At 62.6% G+C, this 25,790-nt stretch carries 28 protein-coding genes; 14 read left to right on the top strand and 14 right to left on the bottom strand.

What is annotated here, in order from left to right; translation table 11 throughout:
* Positions 1-78 precede the first annotated feature (78 nt).
* Together JAO85_RS05395 and JAO85_RS05390 are read right to left on the bottom strand one after the other, a co-directional pair.
* Positions 79-684, bottom strand: coding sequence for a glycine zipper 2TM domain-containing protein (locus JAO85_RS05395; protein ID WP_003064528.1), 606 nt, complete (start codon positions 682-684; stop codon positions 79-81).
* A gap of 277 nt (positions 685-961) precedes the next feature.
* Positions 962-1,342 carry a PepSY domain-containing protein gene (locus JAO85_RS05390; protein ID WP_202787626.1) on the bottom strand — a complete coding sequence of 127 codons (381 nt, stop codon included), beginning with the start codon at positions 1,340-1,342 and terminating at the stop codon, positions 962-964.
* A 280-nt stretch (positions 1,343-1,622) separates the two neighbouring features.
* Between JAO85_RS05390 and JAO85_RS05385 the strand changes: the two genes are divergently transcribed.
* Genes JAO85_RS05385 through JAO85_RS05375 form a run of 3 tightly spaced genes read left to right on the top strand, consistent with a single transcriptional unit; the run spans position 1,623 to position 4,124 of the window.
* Positions 1,623-1,931: a PepSY domain-containing protein gene (locus JAO85_RS05385; protein WP_012837366.1), complete on the top strand. Its 309-nt coding sequence runs from the start codon at positions 1,623-1,625 to the stop codon at positions 1,929-1,931.
* A gap of 28 nt (positions 1,932-1,959) precedes the next feature.
* Positions 1,960-2,631: a response regulator transcription factor gene (locus JAO85_RS05380; RefSeq protein WP_012837365.1), complete on the top strand. Its 672-nt coding sequence runs from the start codon at positions 1,960-1,962 to the stop codon at positions 2,629-2,631.
* Between the two features lie 5 nt (positions 2,632-2,636).
* Positions 2,637-4,124: a sensor histidine kinase gene (locus tag JAO85_RS05375; RefSeq protein WP_179625668.1), complete on the top strand. Its 1,488-nt coding sequence runs from the start codon at positions 2,637-2,639 to the stop codon at positions 4,122-4,124.
* Positions 4,125-4,130: 6 nt separating this feature from the next.
* Here the strand turns inward: JAO85_RS05375 and JAO85_RS05370 are convergent, their stop codons facing one another.
* The 4 genes from JAO85_RS05370 to coaBC form a co-directional block, all read right to left on the bottom strand.
* On the bottom strand, positions 4,131-4,940 hold the full coding sequence (locus tag JAO85_RS05370) for a hypothetical protein (RefSeq protein ID WP_087865949.1): 810 nt from the start codon (positions 4,938-4,940) through the stop codon (positions 4,131-4,133).
* A 30-nt stretch (positions 4,941-4,970) separates the two neighbouring features.
* The gene (gene dut, locus JAO85_RS05365) at positions 4,971-5,420 is read right to left on the bottom strand and encodes a dUTP diphosphatase (RefSeq protein WP_003064513.1); all 450 of its coding nucleotides are present in this window, start codon (positions 5,418-5,420) and stop codon (positions 4,971-4,973) included.
* Between the two features lie 147 nt (positions 5,421-5,567).
* Entirely contained in the window at positions 5,568-6,086 is a 519-nt protein-coding gene (locus tag JAO85_RS05360; RefSeq protein ID WP_054073608.1) for a hypothetical protein, read from the bottom strand.
* A 23-nt stretch (positions 6,087-6,109) separates the two neighbouring features.
* The gene (coaBC, locus tag JAO85_RS05355; RefSeq protein WP_034359938.1) at positions 6,110-7,336 is read right to left on the bottom strand and encodes a bifunctional phosphopantothenoylcysteine decarboxylase/phosphopantothenate--cysteine ligase CoaBC; all 1,227 of its coding nucleotides are present in this window, start codon (positions 7,334-7,336) and stop codon (positions 6,110-6,112) included.
* 113 nt (positions 7,337-7,449) lie between these two features.
* Between coaBC and JAO85_RS05350 the strand changes: the two genes are divergently transcribed.
* The 5 genes from JAO85_RS05350 to JAO85_RS05330 all read left to right on the top strand — a co-directional run bounded on the left by JAO85_RS05350 (position 7,450) and on the right by JAO85_RS05330 (position 12,747).
* Positions 7,450-9,111, top strand: a complete 1,662-nt coding sequence (locus tag JAO85_RS05350; RefSeq protein ID WP_034389418.1) for a CTP synthase — start codon at positions 7,450-7,452, stop codon at positions 9,109-9,111.
* Between the two features lie 150 nt (positions 9,112-9,261).
* A complete protein-coding gene (kdsA, locus tag JAO85_RS05345) occupies positions 9,262-10,119 on the top strand; it encodes a 3-deoxy-8-phosphooctulonate synthase (RefSeq protein ID WP_003076380.1) in 858 nt (285 codons plus the stop codon).
* Positions 10,120-10,554: 435 nt separating this feature from the next.
* Entirely contained in the window at positions 10,555-11,841 is a 1,287-nt protein-coding gene (gene eno, locus JAO85_RS05340; protein ID WP_012837357.1) for a phosphopyruvate hydratase, read from the top strand.
* Positions 11,842-11,957: 116 nt separating this feature from the next.
* Positions 11,958-12,236, top strand: a complete 279-nt coding sequence (locus tag JAO85_RS05335; RefSeq protein ID WP_003064503.1) for a septum formation initiator family protein — start codon at positions 11,958-11,960, stop codon at positions 12,234-12,236.
* Positions 12,205-12,747 carry a hypothetical protein gene (locus tag JAO85_RS05330; protein ID WP_177340988.1) on the top strand — a complete coding sequence of 181 codons (543 nt, stop codon included), beginning with the start codon at positions 12,205-12,207 and terminating at the stop codon, positions 12,745-12,747. Before JAO85_RS05335 ends, JAO85_RS05330 begins: the two co-directional genes overlap by 32 nt.
* Before the next feature lie 121 nt (positions 12,748-12,868).
* Here JAO85_RS05330 and JAO85_RS05325 read toward each other — a convergent pair whose 3' ends face one another.
* Both JAO85_RS05325 and JAO85_RS05320 read right to left on the bottom strand, forming a co-directional pair.
* Entirely contained in the window at positions 12,869-13,876 is a 1,008-nt protein-coding gene (locus JAO85_RS05325) for an Hsp33 family molecular chaperone HslO (RefSeq protein ID WP_003064499.1), read from the bottom strand.
* Between the two features lie 30 nt (positions 13,877-13,906).
* A complete protein-coding gene (locus JAO85_RS05320; RefSeq protein ID WP_003064497.1) occupies positions 13,907-14,431 on the bottom strand; it encodes a gamma carbonic anhydrase family protein in 525 nt (174 codons plus the stop codon).
* A gap of 51 nt (positions 14,432-14,482) precedes the next feature.
* Here JAO85_RS05320 and JAO85_RS05315 point away from each other — a divergent pair, with 51 nt between their 5' ends.
* From JAO85_RS05315 to JAO85_RS05305, 3 genes are all read left to right on the top strand, one after another.
* A complete protein-coding gene (locus tag JAO85_RS05315) occupies positions 14,483-15,289 on the top strand; it encodes a ferritin-like domain-containing protein (RefSeq protein WP_039049910.1) in 807 nt (268 codons plus the stop codon).
* A 161-nt stretch (positions 15,290-15,450) separates the two neighbouring features.
* Positions 15,451-16,710 carry an EAL and HDOD domain-containing protein gene (locus JAO85_RS05310; protein ID WP_202787625.1) on the top strand — a complete coding sequence of 420 codons (1,260 nt, stop codon included), beginning with the start codon at positions 15,451-15,453 and terminating at the stop codon, positions 16,708-16,710.
* 35 nt (positions 16,711-16,745) lie between these two features.
* The gene (locus tag JAO85_RS05305; RefSeq protein ID WP_202787624.1) at positions 16,746-18,032 is read left to right on the top strand and encodes an EAL and HDOD domain-containing protein; all 1,287 of its coding nucleotides are present in this window, start codon (positions 16,746-16,748) and stop codon (positions 18,030-18,032) included.
* Between the two features lie 102 nt (positions 18,033-18,134).
* Here the strand turns inward: JAO85_RS05305 and JAO85_RS05300 are convergent, their stop codons facing one another.
* Positions 18,135-19,139, bottom strand: coding sequence for a tripartite tricarboxylate transporter substrate binding protein (locus JAO85_RS05300; protein ID WP_039049971.1), 1,005 nt, complete (start codon positions 19,137-19,139; stop codon positions 18,135-18,137).
* Positions 19,140-19,363: 224 nt separating this feature from the next.
* On the opposite strand from JAO85_RS05300, the gene JAO85_RS05295 reads away from it, so the two are divergent.
* Complete coding sequence (locus JAO85_RS05295) at positions 19,364-20,014, top strand: twin-arginine translocation pathway signal (RefSeq protein WP_003064486.1); 651 nt, start codon at positions 19,364-19,366, stop codon at positions 20,012-20,014.
* Positions 20,015-20,022: 8 nt separating this feature from the next.
* Here the strand turns inward: JAO85_RS05295 and xerD are convergent, their stop codons facing one another.
* Entirely contained in the window at positions 20,023-20,979 is a 957-nt protein-coding gene (gene xerD, locus JAO85_RS05290) for a site-specific tyrosine recombinase XerD (protein WP_052263687.1), read from the bottom strand.
* A 162-nt stretch (positions 20,980-21,141) separates the two neighbouring features.
* On the opposite strand from xerD, the gene JAO85_RS05285 reads away from it, so the two are divergent.
* Positions 21,142-21,387, top strand: a complete 246-nt coding sequence (locus JAO85_RS05285; RefSeq protein ID WP_202787623.1) for a hypothetical protein — start codon at positions 21,142-21,144, stop codon at positions 21,385-21,387.
* Between the two features lie 69 nt (positions 21,388-21,456).
* Here the strand turns inward: JAO85_RS05285 and JAO85_RS05280 are convergent, their stop codons facing one another.
* The 3 genes from JAO85_RS05280 to JAO85_RS05270 all read right to left on the bottom strand — a co-directional run bounded on the left by JAO85_RS05280 (position 21,457) and on the right by JAO85_RS05270 (position 23,543).
* Positions 21,457-21,888, bottom strand: coding sequence for a hypothetical protein (locus JAO85_RS05280; protein WP_237734726.1), 432 nt, complete (start codon positions 21,886-21,888; stop codon positions 21,457-21,459).
* A gap of 187 nt (positions 21,889-22,075) precedes the next feature.
* Positions 22,076-22,294: a DUF4287 domain-containing protein gene (locus JAO85_RS05275; RefSeq protein ID WP_080771286.1), complete on the bottom strand. Its 219-nt coding sequence runs from the start codon at positions 22,292-22,294 to the stop codon at positions 22,076-22,078.
* 268 nt (positions 22,295-22,562) lie between these two features.
* The gene (locus JAO85_RS05270; RefSeq protein WP_202787622.1) at positions 22,563-23,543 is read right to left on the bottom strand and encodes a tripartite tricarboxylate transporter substrate binding protein BugE; all 981 of its coding nucleotides are present in this window, start codon (positions 23,541-23,543) and stop codon (positions 22,563-22,565) included.
* A gap of 236 nt (positions 23,544-23,779) precedes the next feature.
* On the opposite strand from JAO85_RS05270, the gene JAO85_RS05265 reads away from it, so the two are divergent.
* A complete protein-coding gene (locus JAO85_RS05265) occupies positions 23,780-24,688 on the top strand; it encodes an AEC family transporter (protein WP_063661494.1) in 909 nt (302 codons plus the stop codon).
* A gap of 56 nt (positions 24,689-24,744) precedes the next feature.
* Here the strand turns inward: JAO85_RS05265 and queG are convergent, their stop codons facing one another.
* On the bottom strand, positions 24,745-25,785 hold the full coding sequence (gene queG, locus JAO85_RS05260; RefSeq protein ID WP_202787621.1) for a tRNA epoxyqueuosine(34) reductase QueG: 1,041 nt from the start codon (positions 25,783-25,785) through the stop codon (positions 24,745-24,747).
* Positions 25,786-25,790: the final 5 nt, after the last annotated feature.

The following is a 25,790-nucleotide window of genomic DNA, read 5'->3' as shown; positions in this document are numbered from 1 at the left end:
TTTAAGGCTGTACTGCTCTTGACTGGTGAAGTAAAAAGGGACTCCTCGGAGTCCCTTTTGTTATGTGCGCCTGTCTGCTCAGCGGCGGAAGATCTGGTTGCCTTCCACGCGCACATATTCGCCGATGCTCAGCTGCGGAGGCTGCTGGTAGTCCAGAGCGCGCACGCTGCCGTCCTGCAGTTGCACGGTGACGCGGTAAATATCGCGCACGCTGCCGCCGCCCATGTTGTTTTGCACGGCGTTGCCGGCAAAAGCGCCTGCAGCCACACCGGCGATGGTCGCCAGTGTACGGCCCGAGCCCTTGCCCACCTGGTTGCCCAGCACACCGCCGATCACGCCACCGGCAATCGCGCCGCCCGCGCCAATGCCGCTGCCGTCCTGTACGCGCACGGTCTCGATATTCATCACACGGCCCTGCTGGGCGTATTGCTGAGGCTGCTGCGAATAGCAGTTGGGGTTGTTGTAGCCGCAGTTATTGGCGGGATAGGTCTGGACCTGGTTGTTGCCCACGGGGTAGGCCTGTGTGCTGCCAGGGTAGCCAGTACCCGAATAAGCACCCTGGGAGTAACCTCCCTGGTAGCCGCCGCTCTGGTAGCCACCCTGGGGATAGGCCGCGCAGGCCGACAGAGCCGCAACGATTGCGCTCACCATGGCCAAGCGGCCCCAGCGTTGATTGATTTGCATGGAAATCTCCTGATTGGCGCATGCACATTCCATGCGCCGCAGTCCCTGTTATGAGTTGCTCTGCAAACCTTGCACGGTCTGCCTTTCCATTGCAACGCGGCACAGGCTCGCCAGGACGACAGCTTTCACATTTGCTCACAATACTTCGAGTAAAGCGCAGCCGTTTACAACTCTTCAAACCATAGCGCCTTGCCCAATACCTGGCTTCTTTGCTCTGCAAACCGTCATGAAATCCACAACGGCAGGGCGCTGACAGCTATCAAATAAAGAGCAAATCCTAGCCCTTGGTGCGTACGCGCAGCACTTCGCCGCTACGGCCGTCGACATAGAGCTTCACAAAGCGTCCATCGCTGGCCGTGGCCTTGACCTTGTAGAGGCCGTCGTCCCATTCCACTTCCTGGAATTCGCGATAGCCGGCCTTCTCCAGCCGATCGCAGACATCGCGAATGGACAGGGCCGGCCCGAGCGCCATGCCGCGCACGGCGGCCACCGAGGCCGAGGCACGATCCGCCAGGGAGTTTTCTGCGGCCAGGCAAGTGCCGACCGACAGCAGGGCCGCGCCTGCGAGCAAGACCGTGCCGCTGCGACGCCGCAGGGAGCGGAATACGGATAGGGGGCCTGAGGACATGGAAAAAGCCGGGCCGGGAAGATGGGACATGAAAACTCCTGCAGTCGCTGGGTCAAAGAAAGGGACAAAACACGGCCCGCCAGTGCACAAGCACTGCGCAGCGGGTTGGTGCCGATTGTTCGCAAGTCAGGCTGAACCGTTTCTGAAGCCGCCATTCAGCTTCCGTTCATCGATGCAGGCCTATAACCTTGGCAGCTGACCGCTACCAGCCCTCATCACCTCCAACTCCAGCCCTCTCGCCATGTCTTTTCTCAACGCCTCGAATGACCCGCAATCTGCGTACCGCCCACGTCGGCGCGCCCTTCATGCCGTGCTGGCCATGCTGCTGGCAACGGCAGGCTTTGCCGCACTGAGCCTGTGGCCCGCCACCTCGGATGCCGGCGACAACGATCACGAACTCGCCCGTCAGGCCTTGCGCCAGGGTCAGGTGCTGCCGCTGCGCACGGTTCTGGATCAGGTCGAGCAGCAATACCAGGGCCAGGTCATCAAGGTGGAGTTCGACCGCGAGGACGGCCGCTTTGTCTACGAGATCCGGCTGCTGCAAAACGACGGCAAGGTGGTCAAGCTGGAGATCGATGCCAGCAACGGCAAGCTGATCAGCATGAAGCGCAAGAAGTGAACCCCGGCACTCAGGAAGGCTGCAGAGCATGCGAATTTTGCTGATTGAAGACGAACCCACGCTGCGCGAGCAGCTGCATCAGGCCCTGCTGCAGGCCGGCCACACCGTGGAAACGGCCGCCGATGGCGAGACGGCGCAATACCTGGGCGAGGTCGAGAGCTTTGACGCTGCGGTGCTGGACCTGGGCCTGCCCGTGCGCGACGGGCTCAGCGTGCTGCGCGCCTGGCGTGCGCAGGGCCGCTCCATGCCGGTGCTGATCCTCACCGCCAGAGCCGCCTGGCATGAAAAAGTCGCAGGCATGGATGCCGGAGCCGACGACTATCTGGCCAAACCCTTCCACATGGAAGAGCTGCTGGCGCGTCTGCGCGCCCTGCTGCGGCGTCTGAGCCCGCATGCCAGCGCACTGTGGCAATGCGGCTCCATCACCCTGGATTCGCGCCAGGCGCGCGTCACCGTCGAAGGTCAGGCGCTGACGCTGACCAGCCATGAATTCAAGGTGCTGGCCCTGCTGATGCAGCGCATGGGCGCCGTGGTCTCACGCACCGAGCTGTCCGAGCATATCTATCCGCAGGACAGCGACCGCGACTCCAACACCATCGAAGTCTTTGTCGGGCGCCTGAGAAAAAAGCTACCCCCCGGCTCGATCGAAACCGTGCGCGGCCTGGGCTATCGCCTGGCCGCGCCATCCAACCAAGAATAAAGCCTATGTCCGAGCACACTCTGACCTCCCCCATGGCTCAACAGCCGCCACCGCTGAGCGCGGGCTCCTGGAAGAACTCGCTGCGCCTGCGACTGCTGGCGGGTGCCCTGATCTGGGTGCTGGCAGCACTGCTGCTCACGGGCTGGGGCCTGCGCACGCTGTTTGCCGAGCACCTGACCCAGCAACTGCGCAGCCAGCTGGTGGCCAAGCTCGACCGGCTCAGCGGCGCCGTCAACTACCAGCCGGATCAGGCCGTCCCGGTCACGGTCTCGCCCTTCTCCGGCGACCCCTTGCTGCAGCAGCCGCTGTCGGGCATGTACTGGCAGGTAGACCAGCTCGATGCGGCCGGCAAGCAGACGGTTCAGGCCGGCATCCAGCGTTCCCGTTCGCTCTGGGACCAGACCCTGGACTGGCCTTTCTTCAAGGCCGACAAGGTCTGGGAGCCCACCCTGCCCCTGCACGCTCCCGCCAGCTACGGCCATATGTCGGACGGCAATGGCAACACCCTGGTGATCGTGACGCGTACCGTACAGCTGCCCGAGGCCGATGCCCCGCCGCTGCGCCTGATGATTGCCGCCGACGCGGCCATGCTGGCCACGCCGCTGCAGCGCTTTACCAAGATGCTGGTGGCCGCGCTGTGCATGCTGGCTGCGGGGCTGATCGCCGCCGTGGTCGTGCAGCTGCAACTGGCACTGGCTCCGCTGGCCGCCCTGCGCCGTCAGCTGGCCGCCGTGAGCCAGGGCGAAGCTTCTGAAATCAGGGGCGAGCACCCGGCCGAAATCATGCCCCTGGTTCAGGAGTTCAACCATGTGCTGCGCATGAATGCCGAGATGGTGGAGCGAGCCCGCACCCAGGCCGGCAATCTGGCTCACGCAGTCAACACTCCGCTGAGCATCATGGGCAACGCGGCCGCGCAGCAGGACAGCCCGCTCGCGACCCTGGTGCGCGAGCAGGTCGCCAGTGCCAGCCGCCAGGTCGAATATCACCTGGCCCGCGCCCGCGCCGCCGCAGCAGCGGCGCAGCAAGGCCATGGCCTGCGCACCGCGCTGGCCGGACCGCTGCACTCCCTGGTCCACACCATGGACAAGCTGCATGCGGCGCGCTGCATACGCTTCGAGCTGCAGGGGGATGCCACCCAATGGGACTTCAAGGGCGACTCCCAGGACCTGATGGAGATGCTGGGCAATCTGCTGGACAACGCCGGCAAATGGGCCAGGTCGAAGGTCGTGCTGAAGGTGCAGCCTATAGCCGATGACAGCCAGCAACTGACGCTGTGCATAGACGACGACGGCCCGGGCATTGCCCCCGAGTTGCGCGAGCGCATCTTTGCGCGCGGCGAGCGGCTGGACGAACAGCGTCCCGGCGCCGGCCTGGGCCTGGATATCGTGCGTGATCTGGTTCAGACCTATGGCGGCAGCATCCAGGCTCTGCCGTCGCCGCTGGGCGGGCTGCGCATGCAGCTGCAACTGCCCGGCGCCAGGCACCAGGACTGAGGGCGATCAAAGACTGCGCAGCACCTGTGCGAGGGTATCGGCCTGGGGAAACAGCCAGTCGGCGAGCAGCCCCAGCGCCACGGCCGCGACCAGGGCGCCCAGCACGGGCTTCCAGCTGATGCGCAGCGCCGCCAGCAGCCAGCCTTCGCGCTCCACCACATACAGGGTTCGGGTCATCAGCAGCGCAAACGCCACCTCTACCGCCACGGTCAGGAACAGATCGGCACCGAACACCAGCCACACCAGCGAGCCCATTCCCGTGACCGCGATCAGCAGGGCCGCAAAAACCAGCAGCACCGGCACGAGCACCACGGCGCCTTCATCGAGTCCGTCCAGCCCCGACACATCCACATCGGGCAGCTCCAGGCCCGATGACGCAGGCGCGATATCAGGCACGGCGGTGCCATCGTCCCAGTGGCCGCCGGCACCGCCGCCGCCGTAGGAGCCTCCCTGCCCGCTTTCAAAGCCCGCAGCGTCGGCACTGCCCGACTTGCCGCCCAAGCCGGGACCATCGGAGGGCAGCTCGCCCCCGTCCCAGTCGCGGCGCAGCATGCAGCCCGCCCACAGACGCACCAGCAGCAGATAAAGCAGATAGCCGCAGGCCAGCGCCAGCCCATAGCGCAGCCCCATGCTGTGCACACCGGCATGCAGCAGACACAGGCTGATCAGGGACATGGCAGCCAGACTCAGGCCGCCGGTCAGAGCGGCATGCAGACGCAGCCAGTGGCGTTTTTGCAGCCGTCGCCGCATGTGCTGGTCGCGCCCCAGCTGCACCTTGGTCCAGGAGGCAGAGCGGCTGCGGGTCTGGCGGCTCATGTTGCGCGAGATGCGGGCGAGTCCAGAGACTCAGTGCTTGCCGGTAGAGCCGTAGCCGCCTTCGCCGCGCTCGCTGGCGTCGGCAAAGTCATCCACCAGATTGAACTGTGCCTGCACCACGGGCACGATGACCAGCTGGGCCAGACGGTCCATGGGCTGCAGCGTGAAGGCGGTCTGCGAACGGTTCCAGGCACTGACCATGAGCTGGCCCTGGTAGTCGGAGTCGATCAGGCCGACCAGGTTGCCCAGCACGATGCCGTGCTTGTGGCCCATGCCCGAGCGCGGCAGGATGAGCGCCGCGTAATGGGGATCCTTGAGGTGCATGGCCATGCCGGTGGGAATCAGCTGCCACTGGCCGGGCTCCAGGGTCACGGGCGCGTCGATGCAGGCGCGCAGGTCCAGTCCGGCGCTGCCGGGGGTGGCGTAGGCGGGCAGGTTGTCGCGCAGGCGCGCATCGAGAATCTTTACATCAACATTCATAAGGATCTGGCTAGTCTTGTCTGTCTTGAACAAGGCCCGTGAACCGGGCCTTGCATCCATTGCGGCAGCTGCATGGCAGCGGCCAGCAGTTTTCCTGAAGGGCGCCATTGTGCCCGCTGCCGGGCAGGCGTCGGCACTTGACGCCTGTCAGCGGCCTTGCAGGCGCTTGAGCACGCCGCCCACCAGCGACATCAGGCCCATGAGTGCGAGCAGCACGCCAAAGCCCTGGATGAACTGGGAGAGGATCACCCCGCCCACGATCAGCGCCAGCGAGCCCGGAGACACCCAGGGCTTACGACCGTTCTGAGCCTTCTGCCCCTCGATCTCGCGCTCCATGGCCCTGAAGCGCTGCTGCGCCTCCTGCTTGGTCACGGCCGTATTGGGGCGCCGTGCAGCAGCCGTGCGCTGGGCCGGTTGAGCAGCCACCGTGGTTCGCGCTCCCGGCACCTGCTGGGCCTGCTCGGCCATGTCGCGCGCCTTCTGCAAGGTGTTGCGCAGCTGGGACATGGGCGAGGCGGCCTGGGAGCCGGGCGTGACGACCGCGGTCTGAATCGCTCCGTCGATGCTGCGCAGCGTGCGGCGGTACTCGGGACTGGCTCGCATCAGCTGATCCACATAAGCCACATAGTCGCCATTGCGCGGGCCTTCATAGCTGGAGGGATTCATGTTCGGGCTCCTGGGATCACGGGTCAGGGACGCTTGGCGCTCAGGCGCTGCGCAATTTCATCGACCAGCTGGCGCGCCAGCACGTCCTTGCTGGCATGGGGCAGCTCCTTGGAGCCTTGATCGTCGATCAGCAGCAGTGCATTGTCGTCCTTGCCAAAGGTGGCGGGACCGATATTGCCGACCAGCAGCGGCACACTCTTGCGCAGCCGCTTGGCGCTGGCGTGTTTGAGCAGATCATGGCTTTCGGCCGCAAAGCCCACGCAATACAGCTTGCCGGACCGTGCCTGGTCGGACTGGGCCACACCGGCAAGAATGTCGGGGTTCTCGACAAAGTCCATGGCCGGCACATCGCCAGAGCCATCCTTCTTGATCTTCTGATCGGAAAACTCGGCCGGACGCCAGTCGGCAACGGCGGCCGTGGCAATGAAGATCGAGGCCCCCGCCACCAGGGACTGCACGGCAGTCTGCATCTGGCGCGCCGACTGCACGTCGACGCGGGTCACTCCGCGCGGCGTTGGCAGATGCACGGGGCCTGCCACCAGCGTGACCTGGGCGCCGGCCTCGTGCGCCGCACGGGCAATCGCGAAGCCCATCTTGCCGCTCGAAAGATTGGTGATGCCGCGTACCGGATCGATCGCCTCGAAGGTCGGGCCGGCCGTCACCAGCAGATGCTGGCCCTGCAGGCTCTTGGCCGTGAAGTGCGCCGCCAGCTCCTCCATGATTTCCTCGGGCTCGAGCATGCGGCCGTCGCCGGTCTCGCCGCAGGCCTGGCTGCCGTTGCCCACGCCCAGCACCTGGGCACCGTCGGCCTGCACCTGGGCCAGATTGCGCTGGGTCGCGGGGTGGGCCCACATCTCGCGGTTCATGGCCGGGGCCAGCAGCAGGGGGACGCTCTCCATGGGGCGGGCCAGGCACATCAGGCTGAGCAGCTCGTCCGAGCGGCCCTGCACCAGGCGCGCAATGAAGTCCGCGCTGCAGGGTGCGATGAGGATGGCATCGGCCTCACGGCTCAGATTGATGTGGGGCATGTTGTTGGGTTCGCGCACATCCCACTGGGAGGTGTAGACTGCGCGCCCAGAAAGCGCCTGCATGGTGACGGCCGTCATGAACTGCTCGGCCGCCTCCGTCATGACCACTTGCACCGTGGCACCGGCCTGGACCAGCAAGCGGCACAGCATGGCCGATTTGTAACAAGCCACGCCTCCGGAGAGACCCAGCACCAGATGTTTGCCTGCGAACACGTCATTCATGCTGCGCAATTTATCAGACCTGAGCGGCTTTGCTGCCGCACAAGCATCCCTGTACGCCACGCCGAAATTCGTGGCGAACCTATAATCCTGTTTTACCACCACCAAAAAAAGACATGACCAAGTTCGTCTTCGTCACCGGCGGTGTGGTGTCTTCCCTAGGTAAGGGAATCGCCTCAGCCTCCCTTGCTGCGATTTTGGAATCGCGCGGTCTCAAAGTCACCCTCATCAAGCTCGATCCCTATATCAACGTGGACCCGGGCACCATGTCGCCCTTCCAGCACGGCGAAGTGTTCGTGACCGATGACGGAGCTGAGACCGATCTGGACCTGGGCCACTATGAGCGTTTCATCGAAACGCGCATGCGTCAGAGCAACAACTTCACCACGGGCCGCATCTATCAGTCCGTGCTGGAAAAGGAACGCCGTGGCGACTATCTGGGCAAGACCGTGCAGGTCATTCCCCATGTCACCAACGAGATCCAGGAATACATCAAGCGCGGCGCGGGCCTTGGCACCGACCACGAAGTGGATGTGGCCATCTGCGAAGTCGGCGGCACCGTGGGCGACATCGAGTCCCTGCCCTTCCTGGAAGCTGCGCGTCAGCTGGCGCTCAAGCTCGGCCCCAACAACTCCGCCTTTGTGCACCTGACCTACTTGCCGTTCATCGAGACGGCCGGCGAGCTCAAGACCAAGCCCACCCAGCACACCGTGCAGAAGCTGCGCGAAATCGGCATCCAGCCCGATGCGCTGCTGTGCCGCGCCAAGCACCAGGTGCCCGAAGAGGAAAAGAGCAAGATCTCCCTCTTCACCAATGTGCCCGAGTGGGGTGTGATCTCCATGTGGGACGTGGACACCATCTACAAGGTGCCGCGCATGCTGCACGAGCAGGGTCTGGACGGCCTGATCTGCGACAAGCTGCGCCTGAACACGCCTCCCACCAATCTCAAGCGCTGGGACGATCTGGTCTATGAGACCGAGCATCCCCAGGGCGAAGTCAAGATTGCCATGGTGGGCAAGTACGTGGAGCTGTCCGACGCCTACAAGTCGGTCAACGAAGCGCTCAAGCACGCCGGCATGCGCAACCATGTGCGCGTGAAGATCACCCATGTGGACTCGGAAACCATCCACGACGCGGATGCCACCAAGCTGCTCAAGGATTACGACGGCATTCTGGTGCCCGGCGGCTTCGGCTCGCGCGGTGTGGAAGGCAAGATCTCTACGGCCAAGTTTGCCCGTGAGAACAAGGTGCCCTACCTGGGCATCTGCCTGGGCATGCAAGTCGCCACCATCGAGTACGCCCGTCATGTGGCAGGCCTCGCTGGCGCCAACTCCACCGAGTTCGACCCCGCCACCCCCAACCCCGTGATCGCCCTGATCACCGAGTGGAAGGATGCGGACGGCACGATCAAGACCCGTGACGAGAACTCCGACCTGGGCGGCACCATGCGCCTGGGCGCACAGTCTTCCGACGTGCAAAAGGGCACGCTGGCGCACAGCATCTACGGCGACGTGGTGACCGAGCGTCACCGCCACCGTTATGAAGCCAACACCCAGTATCTGGACCAGTTGCGCGAAGCCGGCCTGGTGATCTCGGCCCTGACCCAGCGCGAACAGCTGACCGAAATCGTCGAGCTGCCCGCCAAGGCTCACCCCTGGTACATCGGTGTGCAATTCCACCCCGAGTTCAAGTCCACCCCCTGGGATGGTCACCCGCTGTTCAACGCCTTCATCAAGGCGGCCATGGACAACAAGGCCCAGCCGGGCAAGAAGGCCTGATTCCCTTCCTTCGGAATCAATCCTCAAATAGGAGCTGCCAGCGCTTGAAATGCAATGACCTCAGCATCAAATGATGTTGAAACCATTCAATGTAGAGCGCTGGCCGCTTCAGTTTTTGAAGCATGCGCGGCGTGCAAAAAGGAACCCACCATGAAACTCTGCGGCTTTGATATTGGTCTGGACAAGCGCTTCTTTCTGATCGCCGGCCCTTGCGTGGTCGAATCCGAACAGCTGCAGATGGACGTGGCCGGGCAACTCAAGGAAATCACTGCCTCGCTGGGCATTCACTTCATCTTCAAGAGCAGCTTCGACAAGGCCAACCGTTCCTCGGGCACCAGCTTTCGCGGCCCCGGCATGGAAAAAGGTCTGGAGATCCTTGCCAAGGTGAAGAAGGAATTGAACGTGCCCATCCTCACCGATGTGCACACCGAGGCCGAAGTACCTTATGTGGCGTCTGTCGTCGACATGCTGCAGACCCCCGCCTTCCTGTGCCGCCAGACGGACTTCATCCGCGCCGTGGCCCAGTCGGGCAAGCCCGTGAACATCAAGAAGGGCCAGTTCCTGGCCCCGCATGACATGAAGAATGTCATCGACAAGGCCCGTGCTGCGGCGGTGGAAGCGGGCCTGCCCGCGGACAGCTTCACGGCCTGCGAACGCGGCGCCAGCTTTGGCTACAACAACCTGGTCAGCGACATGCGCTCGCTGGCCATCATGCGCGAGACCGGCGCCCCTGTCGTGTTCGACGCCACCCACAGCGTGCAGCTGCCCGGCGGCAACGGCACATCCAGCGGCGGCATGCGCGAGATGGTGCCCGTGCTCTCGCGTGCGGCCGTGGCCGTGGGCGTGGCAGGTCTGTTCATGGAAACCCATCCCGATCCCTGCAATGCCCTGTCGGACGGCCCCAATGCCGTGCCGCTCAAGCACATGAAGGCACTGCTGGAGACACTGGTGGCGCTGGACGATGTGACCAAGCGCAACGGCTTCCTGGAAGACCATTTCCAGGCCTGAGCATGCATACACAGCGCATCAGCAGCGACATGACGGCCTTGCTGCAGGCCTGCATGTCCATACGCCCCGGCCGCCCCAAGGTGGGCAGCGGCGTCTGAGCAGATGATGCACCCCGGCATGACCGACACGATGAAGCGTGGCGTCATGCCTTTTTTGTATCCGCTTTTGTGTCCGAATGCTTGCACAGAAACGTCTTGCGCAAGAAATTCGACTGCTGCAACACGTCAAGGCAAAAGCGGCCCACCAAATTTGTGCACAATAGCCGCCGCAGCCTCTTCCATACTCGTCGCGTGCATGGCGCGCGCGCAGCATGTGGAGAAGAGTCGGCTTCACAATTTTGATAGCAGCTTGCGCTTTATGCACAAGCGCTTGGGCGTGATTTCATGAAAGAAGTCAGCCTGCACGTACCGATTTCAGAAACCCAAAGGAAATGCAATGAGTGCCATTGTTGACATCGTAGGCCGCGAAGTGCTGGACAGCCGCGGCAACCCCACCGTTGAGTGCGACGTGCTGCTGGAATCCGGCGTGATGGGCCGTGCCGCCGTGCCCTCGGGCGCGTCCACCGGCTCGCGCGAAGCCATTGAACTGCGTGATGGCGACAAGAGCCGCTACCTGGGCAAGGGTGTCCTGAAGGCTGTTGAGCACATCAACACCGAAATCTCCGAGGCCGTGCTGGGCCTGGACGCTTCCGAGCAGGCCTTCCTGGACAAGACCCTGATCGACCTGGACGGCACCGACAACAAGAGCCGCCTGGGCGCCAACGCCATGCTGGCCGTCTCCATGGCCGTGGCCCGCGCCGCTGCCGAAGAAGCCGGCCTGCCCCTGTACCGCTACTTCGGCGGCATGGGCGGCGTGCAGCTGCCCGTGCCCATGATGAACGTGATCAACGGCGGCGCCCACGCGAACAACTCGCTGGACCTGCAAGAGTTCATGATCATCCCCGTGGGTGCCCCCACCTTCCGTGAAGCCGTGCGCTGGGGCGCCGAAGTCTTCCACGCGCTGAAGGCCATCATCCACCACAAGGGCATGTCCACCGCCGTGGGCGACGAAGGCGGTTTCGCACCTTCCGTGGAAAACCACGAAGCCGCGATCCAGCTGATCATCGAAGCCATCGAAAAGGCCGGCTACAAGCCCGGCGAGCAGATCGCCCTGGGCCTGGACTGCGCAGCTTCCGAGTTCTACAAGGACGGCATGTATGTGCTGGCCGGCGAAGGCAATATGACACTGACTTCGACGCAGTGGACCGACATGCTGGCCGGCTGGTGCGACAAGTACCCCATCATCTCCATCGAAGACGGCATGCACGAAGGCGACTGGGATGGCTGGAAGATCCTGACCGAGCGCCTGGGCTCCAAGGTTCAGCTGGTGGGTGACGACCTGTTCGTGACCAACACCAAGATCCTCAAGGAAGGCATCGAAAAGCGCATCGCCAACTCGATCCTGATCAAGATCAACCAGATCGGCACCCTGACCGAGACCTTCGCCGCCATCGAAATGGCCAAGCGCGCCGGCTACACCGCCGTGATCTCGCACCGTTCGGGCGAAACCGAAGACAGCACCATTGCCGACATCGCCGTGGGCCTGAATGCTGGTCAAATCAAGACTGGCTCCATGAGCCGCTCCGACCGTATCGCCAAGTACAACCAGCTGCTGCGCATCGAGGAAGACCTGGGCGATGTGGCCGAGTACCCCGGTCGTGCTGCCTTCTACAACCTGCGCTAAACAAGAGCACCCCCTGAGCCGCTTCGCGCCTTCCCCCTGAGGGGGACGACACCCTTTGCGGGGCGGCCCTTGTCCGGTGTCTCTTGCTAACAAGCTACTTTTAAGCCACCTTTTCTATGGTCAACCGCGTCGTCTGCGTCACTTTGCTGGTCTTGCTGACCGCCATTCATGCCCAGCTCTGGCTGGGCAATGGCAGCATGGCCTATGTGCACGAGCTGCAGCAGCAAATCAAGGATCAATACGCGGCCAATGCCCTAGAAAAATCGGAAAACGACAGGCTGCAATCCGAGGTCAATGACCTCAAGGACGGCCTGTCCACCGTGGAAGAAAAGGCCCGTTACGAGCTGGGCATGGTCAAACCCAATGAAATCTATATTCAGGTTTCCAAGCGCTGACCCGGCACCCGCTCTGCATCAAAGCCAGCCCCGCGCTGGCTTTGCTGTTCCTGCGCCCACGCTGGTGCTGCTGGGTGCGCCTCATGCACTGGCTCGCGGCATGGCGCATGGCTTGCTGCGGGCCCGTCTGGATGCGGGCCATGCCACGCCCTGGCAATGCCTGGCCCCCGCGAGCGGCGATGAATGGCCGGCCGATGCCCTGGTCTATGTGCTGGGCCAGGACTGGCGCGATGCCGACCCGGACCCCGCCATCGCGCAGCAGATCGGCCAATGGCGCGCACTGCTGGAAGCACGCTCGCAGAACTATGTGATGCTGTACGGCAGACCGTCTGCCCAATGGCAGCAACTGGCTGCCTCTCTGAAATTCATGGAACCGGCCGCAGACTGGGATTGGATTTCAAGCAAAAATCCATGGAGTTCCAGTCAGAAAATACGCCGCAAAGCCTGCGAGCAATGCGGCGATCCCGAGTGCGAGCTGGCACTGTTCGAGGCCTTGAAAAGCGCCCCCTGAGGCGCCTCGTGCCTTCTCCCTGTCTTTTCCGGGCTGGAAGACACCTGCGCTGCCCGGCCTGGGCTCTTGCAGGGTGTCTCCACCGCCATCAGAGCTCCATAGCCGCGAGCAGACTGTTCAGTTACTGCACCGAGCTGGAGCTGGGCGGCTGCTTTTGCACTTCGGTGAACAGACGCGCCGCATCGATGGCGTCGAACTGGTATTGCTGGCCGCAGAAGTCGCAGCCCACCTCGATCTTGCCACGCTCGGCCACGATGGAATCCACCTCTTCCTCGCCCAGCGAGGTCAGCATGGCGGCCACACGGTCACGGCTGCAGGTGCAGGCGAAACGCGGGGCCTGCTCGTCGGCCTGCGGAGCGAAGCGCAGCAGCTTCTCTTCCCAGAACAGGCGCCGCAAAATGGTCTCCACATCCAGCGTCAACAGCTCTTGCTGCGTCAGGCTGGAGGCCAGCGTGGCAATGCGGTTGTACTCCTCGTTCAGGCCCTGGGCGTCATGCTCGGCCTCCCCGCTTTCGGTGGCCGCGGCCAGATTCGCCTCGCCCTTCACAGGCATGCGCTGCAGCATCAGACCGGCAGCGATCTGGTCATTGGCAGCCAGCACCATCACGGTGTCGAGTTGCTCGGACTGCATCATGTAGAACTGCAGCGCATCCGACAGACGCTCGAAGCGACCGCCAGCGCCATCGTTGAGCGGCACCACGCCCTGATAGGGGTTCTGGCCGGGCTGGCGGTCCTTGGGGTCCAGCGTGACGGCGCAGCGGCCCGCGCCATGGGCGTTGACCAATTCTGCCAGCGGGGCCAACTGGCCGCGCAGGGGCAGACTGGCCTCTCCCACCAACGATGCCGTGGCACGCAGGCTCAGGTCCGACTGCACTTCGGCCACAGCCAGTTTGACGGGGCCGTCGCCCATGACCTGGAATACCAGCGCGCCATTGAACTTGATATTGGACTGCATGAGCACGCCAGCCGCCGTCATCTCGCCGAGCAAGGTGCTGACGGCCTCGGGATAGGCGCCGGTATCCTTGTTGCCGGCACGGCGCTGCAGGATTTCCTGCCAGGAGTCAGTCAGGCGAACAATGGCACCACGCACGGGCAGGCCGTCAAAAATGAATTTATGCAGTTCAGACACGCTAATCGATTCCGGTAAAGAGCTGGGCCCTCAGCCCAGCTTGCGCAAGCCGCGCTTGAAGCGGCGAGCATTTTCAACATAGTTCCTGGCGCTCTGGCGCAGACCTTCGATCTGCTCGGGCGATAGCTCGCGCACGACCTTGGCGGGGCTGCCGAGGATCATGGAGCCGTCGGGAAATTCCTTGCCCTCGGTCACCAGCGAGCCTGCGCCCACCAGGCAGTTCCTGCCTATCCTGGCGCCGTTGAGCACCACTGCACCGATGCCGATGAGCGAGCCATCGCCAATCGTGCAGCCATGCAGCATTACTTGGTGGCCAACCGTCACATTGCAACCCACCGTAAGCGGTTTGCCGAAATCGGCATGCAGCACGCTGGCATCCTGGATGTTGGAGCCCGCGCCGATGCTGATGTTTTCGGTATCCCCGCGGATGACCGTTCCAAACCAGACGCTGGCGTCCTTGTCCAGCTTGACGCGGCCCATGACCTCGGCGCTGTCGGCCACCCAGGCGCTTTCGTCGATCTGCGGCGCAACGCCGTCGAGTTCGTAAATTGCCATCTGCTTGTCTCCCCTGTGGGTTGCTTCTTTATAGAACCTAGAATTGTAGGGATGGAGTTACGTCATCGCGCGCTAGAGGTCTTGTGTCTTGCAGACCCAGAGAAAAAAGCTGCTGCAGCCATTGATCTGCATACACAAAAAGCTCTCTATTCGATAGCAGAAACAGCACCGACACTGCGCATCCCCGAATCCGAGCTGCCCGGTCGCCCGGCCCGGCCCGAGCTCAAGCACCACACCGCCGTGGCGCGCCGCTCGCCGGCCACCCTCGAAGGCAGGGCCGTGCTCATCCATGCCATTGCACATATAGAGTTCAATGCCATCAACCTCGCACTGGACGCCATCTGGCGCTTTGACGGCATGCCCGGGCAGTACTACCACGACTGGCTTCAGGTGGCTGCAGAGGAAGCCAAGCATTTCCGCCTGCTACGCGATCATCTGCGCCAGCATCATGGTCAGGACTATGGCGACCATCCGGCCCACCAGGGCCTGTGGACCATGTGCGAGAAAACGGCAGGCGACATCGTGGCCCGCATGGCCCTGGTACCCAGAACGCTGGAGGCGCGCGGCCTGGACGCCACGCCGCAGATCCAGAACAAGCTGCGCAACACCCACGCGACCGATGCGCTGGCGGCCTGCGACATTCTGGACATCATCCTGCGCGAGGAAGTGGGTCATGTGGCCATAGGCAACCACTGGTATCGCTGGCTGTGCGAGAAAAACGGCCTGGACCCCGAGTCGTTGTACCTGGAGCTGACACAGCGCCATGAAGCGCCGCGCCTGCGCCCGCCCTTCAATGAGAAGGCACGCCGCGCCGCAGGCTTCACCGCGACCGAGATCGCCTGGCTGCAACAGATTTAGGTATTTTTTCTTGACTCGAATCAAGAACCACCGGCAAGCAAGGCCCGCGAGCCGAAGTTGTTGGCACAAACGGCCTGAACGCACGAAGCTGACACTATGATCGGCTCGTTCTTACAATAACCGGCCCAGCCAACCATTTCCCACACAGACGTCATGCAGCAATGAGTGAACAAACCATAGAGGACCAGGCATTCGCCTCGCCGCGCAACCTGTCCAAAGGCATGATTGCACGCCAGCCCATCGTCAACGGGTTGCAGCAAATCATTGGTTACGAGCTGTTCAACCGCTCGCGCTCGCCTTATGGTCACACCATGGCCTCAGACGCGACGCTGATCTTTGCGGCCCTCACGCATGCTGGAGAGGAAGATCTGGTCGGCACCAAGCTCATGTTCGTGAACTGCACTCACGAAGGCCTGACCGGCGAGCACCTGGAGCTGCTGCCGGCCGACAAGGTGGTGCTGGAGATCCCCCCTCTGGGCCATGCCGCCGTGCATGAGGTGGCAGCCCGCCTGCCCACCTTGCTGGCACTCAAGGACCAGGGCTTTCATCTGGCCTTCAACCACACGGTACTGGAGTCCGTGTATTCGGCCTGGCTGCCGCTGGCCGACTACATCAAGCTAGACCTCTCCACGCTGGCACCGGACCAGCTTACGGTGCTGGTCAAGTTCGCCAGCCGCCACACCCGCGCCGAGTTGATCGCCGAAAAAGTCGAAAGTGCCCACCAGCATGAGCTGGGCCAGCGCCTGGGCATAGAGCTTTTCCAGGGTTTCTGGTTTGCCCGCCCCACGGTGATGCAGACCCGCCTTCTGACCCCGACGCAGCAAAGCATCATCCAGTTGCTGACGCTGGTACGCGAGCAGGCCAGCACCGATGCGATCGAGGAAGTTCTCAAAAAGGACGCCGCCCTGGCCTTCAACCTGCTGCGCCTCATCAACTCGGCCAGCTTTGGCGCCCATCGCAAGATCACCTCTTTCAAGCAGGCCGTGATGCTGCTCGGCCTGAACAAGCTGTTTCGCTGGGCTGCCATGCTGCTGACGGCCGCCCGTGAAGGCGGCCCCCCACCGGCCGTAGGCCAGACCGCCGTGATTCGCGGCCGTCTGATGGAGCTGCTGGCCAAGCACTCGCTGACGGACACCGACGCAGATCTGGCCTTTATCTGCGGCATGTTCTCCATGCTGGACCGCATGCTGGGCATGCCTTTGCCTGCAGCGCTGGCGCTGATTCCGGTGTCCGAGTCGGTCTCCGCCGCGCTGCTGCATCATGAAGGCATTCTGGGCGAGCTGCTGATGCTCACCAAGGCCTGCGAGAGTCATGACCAGGAACAATTCGACCGCAGTGCCTGCAGCCTGGAGCTGGAGCACGGGGACATCAATCACGCTCATCTGCAGGCTTTGAGATGGACGGAGTGTCTGTCCGACTGACAGCGCTTCTGCCCCACACCCAAGCGATAACCGACATGGATACCTCTGACACCAACTCCTCTTCACCGACCGCCAGCCCCGTTGCAGACAGGGACGAGGCCAATATGGCCAGCATTGCGCGTCAGGCAATCGTCGATGAAAAACGGGATGTGTATGGCTACGAGCTGTTTGACCGCTCGGTTGCACATAACGCACACACAGCGGCCTCCGATGCGGCGCTGCTGTTCAATGCACTGTCCTACGCCGGTGCCGAAGCGCTGGTGGGCAAAAAGACGGTTTTCATCAACTGCACCCATGACAGCCTGAGCGGCGGCCACCTGGAGCTGATTCACCCCGACCGTGTGGTACTGGAAGTGCCGGCCCTGCCTGCCGATGCCACGCAGGAAAACATCGAAGCCTGCCTGCCCACATTTGCGGCCCTGCGCCAGCGTGGCTTTCGCCTGGCTTTCGACCAGAACCTGCTGCGCCGCAACTATGCGTCATGGCTGCCCATGGCCTCCTTCGTCAAGCTGGACATGCAGAGCTTCGGAATCGAGCATGCCGAAAAGCTGGTGAAGTTTGCCCAGACCTACACACGCGCCCAGATCGTGGCCGAGAAGGTCGAAACAGCCGAGCAGTTCGAGCATATGCGGAGCCTTGGGGTGAAGCTGTTCCAGGGCTACTGGTTCGCCCAGCCCCAGCTCGTGCAGGCGCGTACCATCCGCCCCACGCAGACCACCATCATCCAGCTCATCAACCTGGTGCGCCAGCAGGCCAGCACCGAGGAGATCGAAGAGCTGCTCAAGAAGGACCCCACGCTGTCCTTCAATCTGTTGCGCTTCATCAACAGCTCGGGCTTCGGCCTGTCCTGCGAGATCACCTCCTTCCGCCATGCGGTGATGATTCTGGGCCTCAAGAAGCTGTTCCGCTGGGCGGCCCTGCTGCTGACCACCTCACGCGCCGGCGGCACACCGCCGGCTGTGGGCCAGACGGCCGTGGTGCGCGGCCGCCTGATGGAGCTGCTGACCGCCGAGCTGCTGCCGCCCGAGGAATGCGACCACGCCTTCGTCGTGGGCGTTTTCTCGCTGCTCGATGTGATGCTGAGCCAGCCCATGGCCAAGGCCCTTGAATCCGTGGCCCTGCCCCAGTCCGTGGTTGACGCACTGGTACATAACCAAGGCGTTTTTGCGCCCTTCCTGGATCTGACGCGCGCCTGCGAGTCGGGCGACGAAGTGGCTTTTGCCCGCGCCGCCAATGCGCTGCAGCTGTCCAACCACCAGGTCAACTGGGCCCATCTGCAGGCACTGAGCTGGGCCGACAACCTGGCCAGCGAAGTGATCTGAGCCAATCCGCTTCGCGACCAGTCAGTGCGCTTGCTGCGCACAACGAAAAAGGGCTTGCGGCCGATGTGACCGCAAGCCCTTTTTCATTCAAGAAAGTCCCGATCAGTTGGTCTGGATACCTGCAGCCTTGATGATCTGGGCGTTGGACCTGGACTCTGCCTCGATCTGCTTGGCAAAGTCCGCTGCCTTGCCTCCGGTAGGCACATTGTCCGTGGCTTCCAGGCGCTGACGGATCTCGGGCAGCGCCAGCGCCTTGTTCACCTCAGCATTCAGGCGAGCCAGCACGGGGGCAGGCACACCGGCGGGAGCGAAGATGCCGAAGACCGATGTGGTGTTGGCGTTCTTGTAACCCAGCTCGGCCAGCGTGGGCACCTGGGGCAGCGAGTCCAGACGCGCCGGAGCACCCACGGCCAGGGCCTTGAACTTGCCGGCCTTGATGTGCTGCATCACGGCCGGGCCGGCATTCGTGGACAACACCTCGAACTGTGCACTCAGGCCGTCATTGAGCTGCTGGCCGCCGCCCTTGTAAGGCACATGGGTGATCTGCACCTTGCCCTGGTCGGCAATCTGCTCGAGCATGATGTGGCCCAGCGACGCCAGACCGGCCGTGGCCCAGCGCACATCGCCGGGGTGGGCCTTGGCCTGGGTCATCAGCTCGGGAAAGCTCTTGGCTGCCAGACGGGTCGTTCCCAGCAGCAGCACGGGCGAGTACATCACGCTGACCACGGGAACAATATCCTTGTGCGGATCGAACAGCGGCTTGCCCAGATGAGGGCTCAGTGTCAGCGGGCTGATGGACGAAAAGCCCAGCGTATAGCCATCGGGGTTGGACTTGGCGACCTGATCCAGGCCAATCGCGCCACCCGCACCGGCCTTGTTGTCGATCACCACCGACTGACCCAGCGACTGCGACAGCTTTTCACCCAGTGCACGGGCCACCACATCGCTGACACCACCGGCAGGGTAGGACACCACCAGACGAATGGGACGGCTGGGCCAGCCAGCCGCGTCGGCTTTGTCGGCCGCCTGGACATTCAGGGACAAGGTGGCAGGCAGCACGGCTGCCAGGGCACAGGTCAGCATGCTGCGACGCAGAAAGTTAGTCATCACTCGAAATCCAAAAATCAAGACCTGCATTTTTGACCAAAGTGAATTCCCCGGTTGATTTGGACGACGATTCGTCAATTCATTTGACAGAAAACATCAAAATAAAACTTCAAACATTCAAATAGACCAACACTCCAACCGGCCAACATCTTCATCGACGTGTCGCAATGACGCCCGCAAGGCTTGCCGCTAGACTGCAGCAATCTCCACAAAGAAAGCGCCCCATGGCAGAAAAACAACCTCTATCACGTCGCTCCATCTTGCTGCGAAGCGGTGCTGCGGGCGCTGCACTGGGCGCCATGGCTCTGCCCGCTGCGGCCACACGCAAGGCCTCCCGCACCTGTGTGCTCGATGGCCTGCAACCCGCAGTGCTCACCATCAGCGGCCCCGGTGTGCAGGCCAATCGCGGCAAGCCGCAGGCCGTGGCGGACCGCATGCTGATCATCCATGGCTATCTGTTCGATGCAGCCTGGTCCTGCGGCATGGATGCGCTCAACAGCCTGGAGCAGCAGACGCTCAGGACCACGCTTGAATACGACGAAGCCGAACACAACCTGCAAGGCCCGCTGCTGGAGCAGGTGCTGCAAGCCGCCGGCGTGGATGTAGGCCAGGCCATGGCGCGCGGCCTGCAACTGACTTTGCAGGGCATAGACGGCTATCGCAGCCAGATGCCGCTGGCCCAGGCCGTGCGCTGGCGCATGCTGATCGCCACCCAGCTGGACGGCGTGCCGTTGGCCATGGGCGGCGTGGGCCCGCTCTGGGCCATTTTTGCAGCCCATCAGATTCCGGAGCTCGGCCAGTTGCCCGTCAAGCAGCGCTTTCCTGCCGCCGTCTGGGGGCTCTACCACCTGCAGCTCGGCAGCGCGACAGCCTAGGCAGCGGCTCAGCCGCGCGGGTGATGCTCGGCATGCAGGGCCTTGAGCCGCTCACGCGCCACATGGGTGTAGATGGTGGTGGTGGAGATATCGGCATGCCCCAGCAGCATCTGCACCACGCGAAGGTCGGCGCCATGGTTGAGCAAATGGGTGGCAAACGCATGGCGCAGCGTATGTGGCGACAGCGGCGAGTTCACACCTGCAATCTGCGCGCATTTCTTGACGATGACCCAGAACATCACGCGGCTCATGCCCGCACCGCGCTGGGTCACAAACACCTCCTCGGTCTGCTGCCCCCCCAAAATCACGGCACGCGCCTGCTGCAGATAGCGCTCCAGCCAGTGCTGCGCCTCCTGGCCGAACGGCACCAGCCGCTCCTTGCGCCCCTTGCCCGTCACGCGCAGCACGCCCGAGCGCAGGTCCAGCTCATGCATGCACACGCCCACCAGTTCGCTGACGCGCAGACCGCTGGCATACATCAGCTCCAGCATGGCGCGATCGCGCAAGCCCAGCGGGCTGTCCACATCGGGCGCATCGAGCAGGGCCTCCACCTGCTCCTGGGTCAGGGTCTTGGGCATGCGCGGCGGCTGTTTGGCCGCCAGCATGCGCACCGTGGGGTCGGCAGCGATGCGCTTTTCACGCAGCGCCCAGTGAAAATAGCGACGCAACACCGTCAGCCTACGGTTCGAGGAGGTGGCCTTGGTGCCCTCCACACGGGCCGTGAAATAGCCCTGCAGATCGCCTTCCAGCGCAGCATCCAGCGCCTTGGGCGGCTGCAGCCGCGCCAGCCAGCGCGCAGTCGCCGTCAGGTCACGCCGGTAAGCGGACAAGGTATTGCGCGAAAGCCCGTCCTCCAGCAACAGGGCATCGATGAACTGATCGAGCGCATGCTGGCTCTGCGGCAAGGGCTGCGGCCAGTCATCGGGAATCTGCGGTTTGCGGGCTTTTTTGGGGGCGTCGGACATGGGGCTAGCGTACACGCTGGTGAAGGCCGTGCAGGTTTGACGGCAGGCCAATGCGATATGGCGCTACTGGTCAGATCGCGGGCCAGAGGCAATCCATGCTCGAAGTTGGCCGTGGAGTAAGCTCAGGGAGGACAAACTCAGACTGAAGACGGATTGGGAGACATGGGACGAGAGTACAAAATCAAATTCGTCGTGCCCAGCAATTACGACCCCACTGCGCTGCTTGGAAGGTTGCCAAACCCGAACAATCCAGAAGTGATGGGCGAGGCTTACAGCTACGCGATAGAGCCGGACGGTTTCTATTTCATCGACCACCTGGCGGATCGCACTGTCGCGGCCTTAGCGTTGCAAAGCCTCCTCGATGAGGCGCTCGGGCTCAACGACACTATCGAGCTCACCCAGCTTTAGCCCATCCACTTCGCCTGCCGTGGCGCAAACGGCCATGAGCCGCCGCTTGGGCCGACCAGAAACGGGCACTCAATGTTGAAGCCGAGCCACAAGCGACAGCTTGCCGATCTGAGCCGGCTTGAGAGACTGCCTGGATCCCGACCGGCTCTCCAGCTCGTGCCGATATGCACGCAGCATCTGGCGCGGGTAGTGACTGCCGCTGGCGAACAGGCTCTGCTGGTACTTCTGGCGCAGATACCTCATATCGAGATCCGATTTTGTAATCCCGCCTTGGCCCGCTTTGACGCTCGTGACCGCATCTTTGTGCAGGGCACAGAGCCCCCCCCAGACCATCAGCTGATGCGCCTCGCTCCACGCCTTGGCATGAGCTTGTGCAAGCTCCAGCAGCCCGGACAGCTGCGGAAACAGACCGCCATCGCCAGCCACTAGCTTCCCATCTGAAATCGCCATCCGCGATGGCCAGAACCGTAACGCTTCACGCAGCACCCTCTTGGATTTCATGGCTCGGATGGATATGGAAACCTCATGCCATGCAGACGGCAGCGGTACTCAGTCCGCATCAGGCGCTTGCAGTCCATATTGGATTGGCACTCAACGGAACGGTAGGCAGGGATGGAAGCCCGGTTTTTCGGCATATGCACTGCATGGCCATACGACACGCAAGTGAAGCGGCATCGGCCTGAATCATCTAATAAGCGCCGGGCTGTGCCCTATGGTATGCAACAAGCGCGTTCGCATGTCCATGACCGATGCCGTGCTCGAGTTTGAGATGTGCGACCTGCTCCATATGTTTTTTATCGCGCAGCTCATCGAGAATCTTGAGCCAGTGCGTGACCGGCTTTCCATAGGTCTTCTCGATGGAAGGAAAGTAGGACGCGGGTCCTTTGATCTTTTGTTCACTTGTCATGCACACCTCCGATGACTGGATAAAGGATCTGACGCGAAGCACCCGACAAATCGTGCTCAACGCCTTGGACAATGAGCACATTGATGCTTCTTTGGCTTATTCACCCTCACCTGGCCTTGTTTTTGTGTATCGATTGGCTGCTCAGGGCCGAAATCAGCCCACCTCATCGCCCTGTCTCGGCCCTCGCATATAAAAACAAAGCCCGAATGGCCTCAAAGGCCATTCGGGCTTGCGGTATCCGCTACTGCATCGGCAGCAGATCAGCTGCTTAGTCCAGTGTCAGCTTCTGCTTGGCCACGACCTGCTTGTAGGTTTCGAACTCTTCCTTCAGTTCCTTGGCGAATTCCTGAGGAGAGTTGCCCACCACCAGCGAACCGGTGTCTTCGATGCGCTTCTTGACCGCGGGGTCCTGCAATACCTTCTTCACGGCGGCATTGATCTTGTCGACAGTGGCCTTGTCCATGCCCTTGGGGCCCAGAATGCCGTAGGAAGCCATGCGATTGACCTGGGGCAGACCCACTTCCTTGAAGGTAGGCACGTCAGGCAGAACAGCCAGACGCTGGGGAGCTGCCACGGCGATGGCCTTGAGGCGGTTGTCCTTGATGAAGGGCAGCGCCGAAGGCAGGTTGTCCAGAATCATGGGGATCTGGCCGGCAACCGCGTCGTTCAGGGCCGGGCCCGCGCCGCGATAAGGCACATGGGTCATCTGGATGCCGGTCAGCGACTTGTACAGCTCCATCAGCATGTGCTGGATGCCGCCCGTACCGGACGAGCCATAGGAGTACTTGCCGGGATTGGCCTTGAGTTCGGCCTCGAAAGCCTTGTAGTTAGCCGCGCCGGGGAACTTGGGGTTCACGGCGATCACATTGGGCGTGGCCGCAATATTGATGATGGGCGTGAAGTCCGTCAGCGGGTTGTAGGGAGTCTTGGGGTTGATGGCCGGATTGGTGGCCATGGTCGACAGCGTGGAAATGCCCAGGTTGTAGCCGTCGGGCTTCTGGCGCGCGGTTTCCTGCGCACCGATGACGCCGCCGCCACCGCCCTTGTTGTCCACCACCACGGACTGACCCAGTTCCTTGCTCAGCGGCTCGGCGATCACACGCGCAATGATGTCGGTCGTGCCGCCTGCGGCAAAGGGCACCAGCAGCTTGATGGGCTTGGTGGGGTAGTTGGCCTCAGCCAACACACCAGTCGAGAAACCTACAGTTGCCAGAGCCATTGTCAGGCCCACGCACATACGACGATTCATGAAGGGGTCTCCTTATGAGTTCTGAAATTAACGGCTGATGGTACGTGCCGCAAAAAACCCGACACATTCTTGTTAGCCCTGATTTCTCAGTAATTACCCTAGATTCGCACCATTTCCTTGAAGCGCATCAAAGTTCAGCTCGAATGAGCCGAGCGACAACAGTAAGTACTACTACATAGAAACTTGGCGACAGCTTTCTCTCAGCAAACCTATGACCGGCCCTATGCTTACAGGCCGTGAACTACCTCGAACTGCTTTTTCCCGATTTCGCGCTCATCGTGCTGGGCTATGTGCTGTGCCGTTTCACGCCCATCAACCGCAGCGTCTGGCAAGCCGTGGAGCAGCTCGTCTACTATCTGCTGTTTCCGGTGCTGCTGTTTCACTCCATCACGCGCAACCCGATCCAGTGGGGCGACGCCAGCCAATTGCTGGCCGCCGGTGTGCTGGGAGGCCTGCTGGGCATTGCGCTGACCTACAGCCTGCCGCACCTGCCGTTTCTGGGCCGGCGCATCGATGCACGAGGCTATGCGGGAGCAGCGCAAGTGGCGTTTCGCTTCAACTCCTTTATCGCGCTGGCACTGGTTTCGCGCCTGGCGGGTCCTGACGGACTTCTCTATGTCTCGGTGCTGATCGGCGTATCCGTGCCGCTGTTCAATGTGGCCGCCGTCTGGCCCATGACGCGTGGCAGCGACCAGCATTTTGTCGGTCATCTGCTGCGCAATCCGCTGATCATCGCCACCGTCAGCGCCCTGCTGTTCAATGCCGCCGGACTGAAAATTCCGGCCTTGCTGGAAGCCCCCGTGGCACGCATCGGTGCGGCCTCGATCGCACTGGGCCTGATGGCCGCCGGCGCCGGCCTCAAGCTCAGTGCACTGGCCAGCAACAAACTGCTGGCCAGCGAGTTGCTGCTGATACGCCATGCCATACAGCCGTTGATCGCCTTTGCCATGGTTCAGCTGTTCCACCTCAACCAGCCGCAGGCGATTGCGCTGATGGCGTTCTCCAGCCTGCCTACTGCCTCGTCCTGCTATGTGCTGGCTGTGCGCATGGGCTATGAAGGCTCGTTTGTGGCCAGTCTGGTGTCGCTGTCCACGATGCTGGGCGTGCTCAGCCTGCCCTTCGGGCTCTGGCTGATCGGTATTTGAGTTTGATAGCTTCTTGTGCTTACTGGATAAGTGATAGAGGCCAATTTCACTACAAATCAGGCGCGCTGCGCCAGCGCCCAGGCCACATGTTCGGCCACCATGGGGTCGGGATGATCGGCCCGGCTCTGCAGCGCGGCCCTGAGTTCGGGCCTGCCGGTTTCGCGCCAGGCATTGCCCAGAGCCACGGCCACATTGCGCAGCCAGCGCGCATGGCCAATGCGGCGAATGGGACTGCCCTCGGTCACTCGCAAGAATGTGGCTTCATCCCAGGCCAGGAAATGCACCAGCTGCGTGCCGGCCAGTGCGGCGCGGGCGTCGAAGTCAGGCAAGACGCTGGGCTGGGCAAACTTGTTCCAGGGGCAGGCCAGCTGGCAGTCATCGCAGCCATAGATGCGGTTGGCCATCAAGGGCCGCAGTTCCTCGGGAATGCTTCCCGCATGTTCGATGGTCAGATAGGAGATGCAGCGCCGCGCATCGACCTTGTGCGGCGCGATGATGGCGCCCGTGGGACAGGCGTCGATGCAGGACGAGCAGCTGCCGCAGTGCGCCGTGACCGGGGCCGTAGGCTCGAGCGCAAAGTCCACATAGATTTCGCCCAGAAAGAACATCGATCCGGCCTCGCGGCTCAGCACCAGGGTGTGCTTGCCGCGCCAGCCCTGGCCGCTGCGGCTTGCCAGCTCGGCCTCCAGCACCGGGGCGGAGTCGGTAAAGGCACGGTGGCCGAACGGGCCTATTTCCTGTGCGATGCGCTCGGCCAGCTTCTGCAGGCGGTTGCGCAGCACCTTGTGATAGTCACGGCCTCTGGCGTAGATGGAGACAATGCCTTCTTCGGGACGCTTGAGCCGATCCCATTCCACGGCCTGCCAGCCGTCCCCGGTCTCGCGCGGCAGATAATCCATGCGCGCGGTAATCACGCTCACCGTGCCGGGAACTAATTCCGCTGGCCGGGCTCGTTTCAAACCATGGGCCTGCATGTAATGCATCTCGCCATGAAACCCTTGCGCCAACCATTGCAGCAAACCGGGTTCTGCCGAGGACAAATCCACACCCGCCACGCCGATTTGGGAAAATCCCAGCTCGCGAGCCCAGGCTTGCATCAAAG

It is taken from the genome of Comamonas sp. NyZ500, assembly GCF_016772095.1.
Classification (GTDB): Bacteria; Pseudomonadota; Gammaproteobacteria; order Burkholderiales; family Burkholderiaceae_C; genus Comamonas; species Comamonas thiooxydans.
This window is presented reverse-complemented; position numbering and strand designations above follow the sequence as displayed.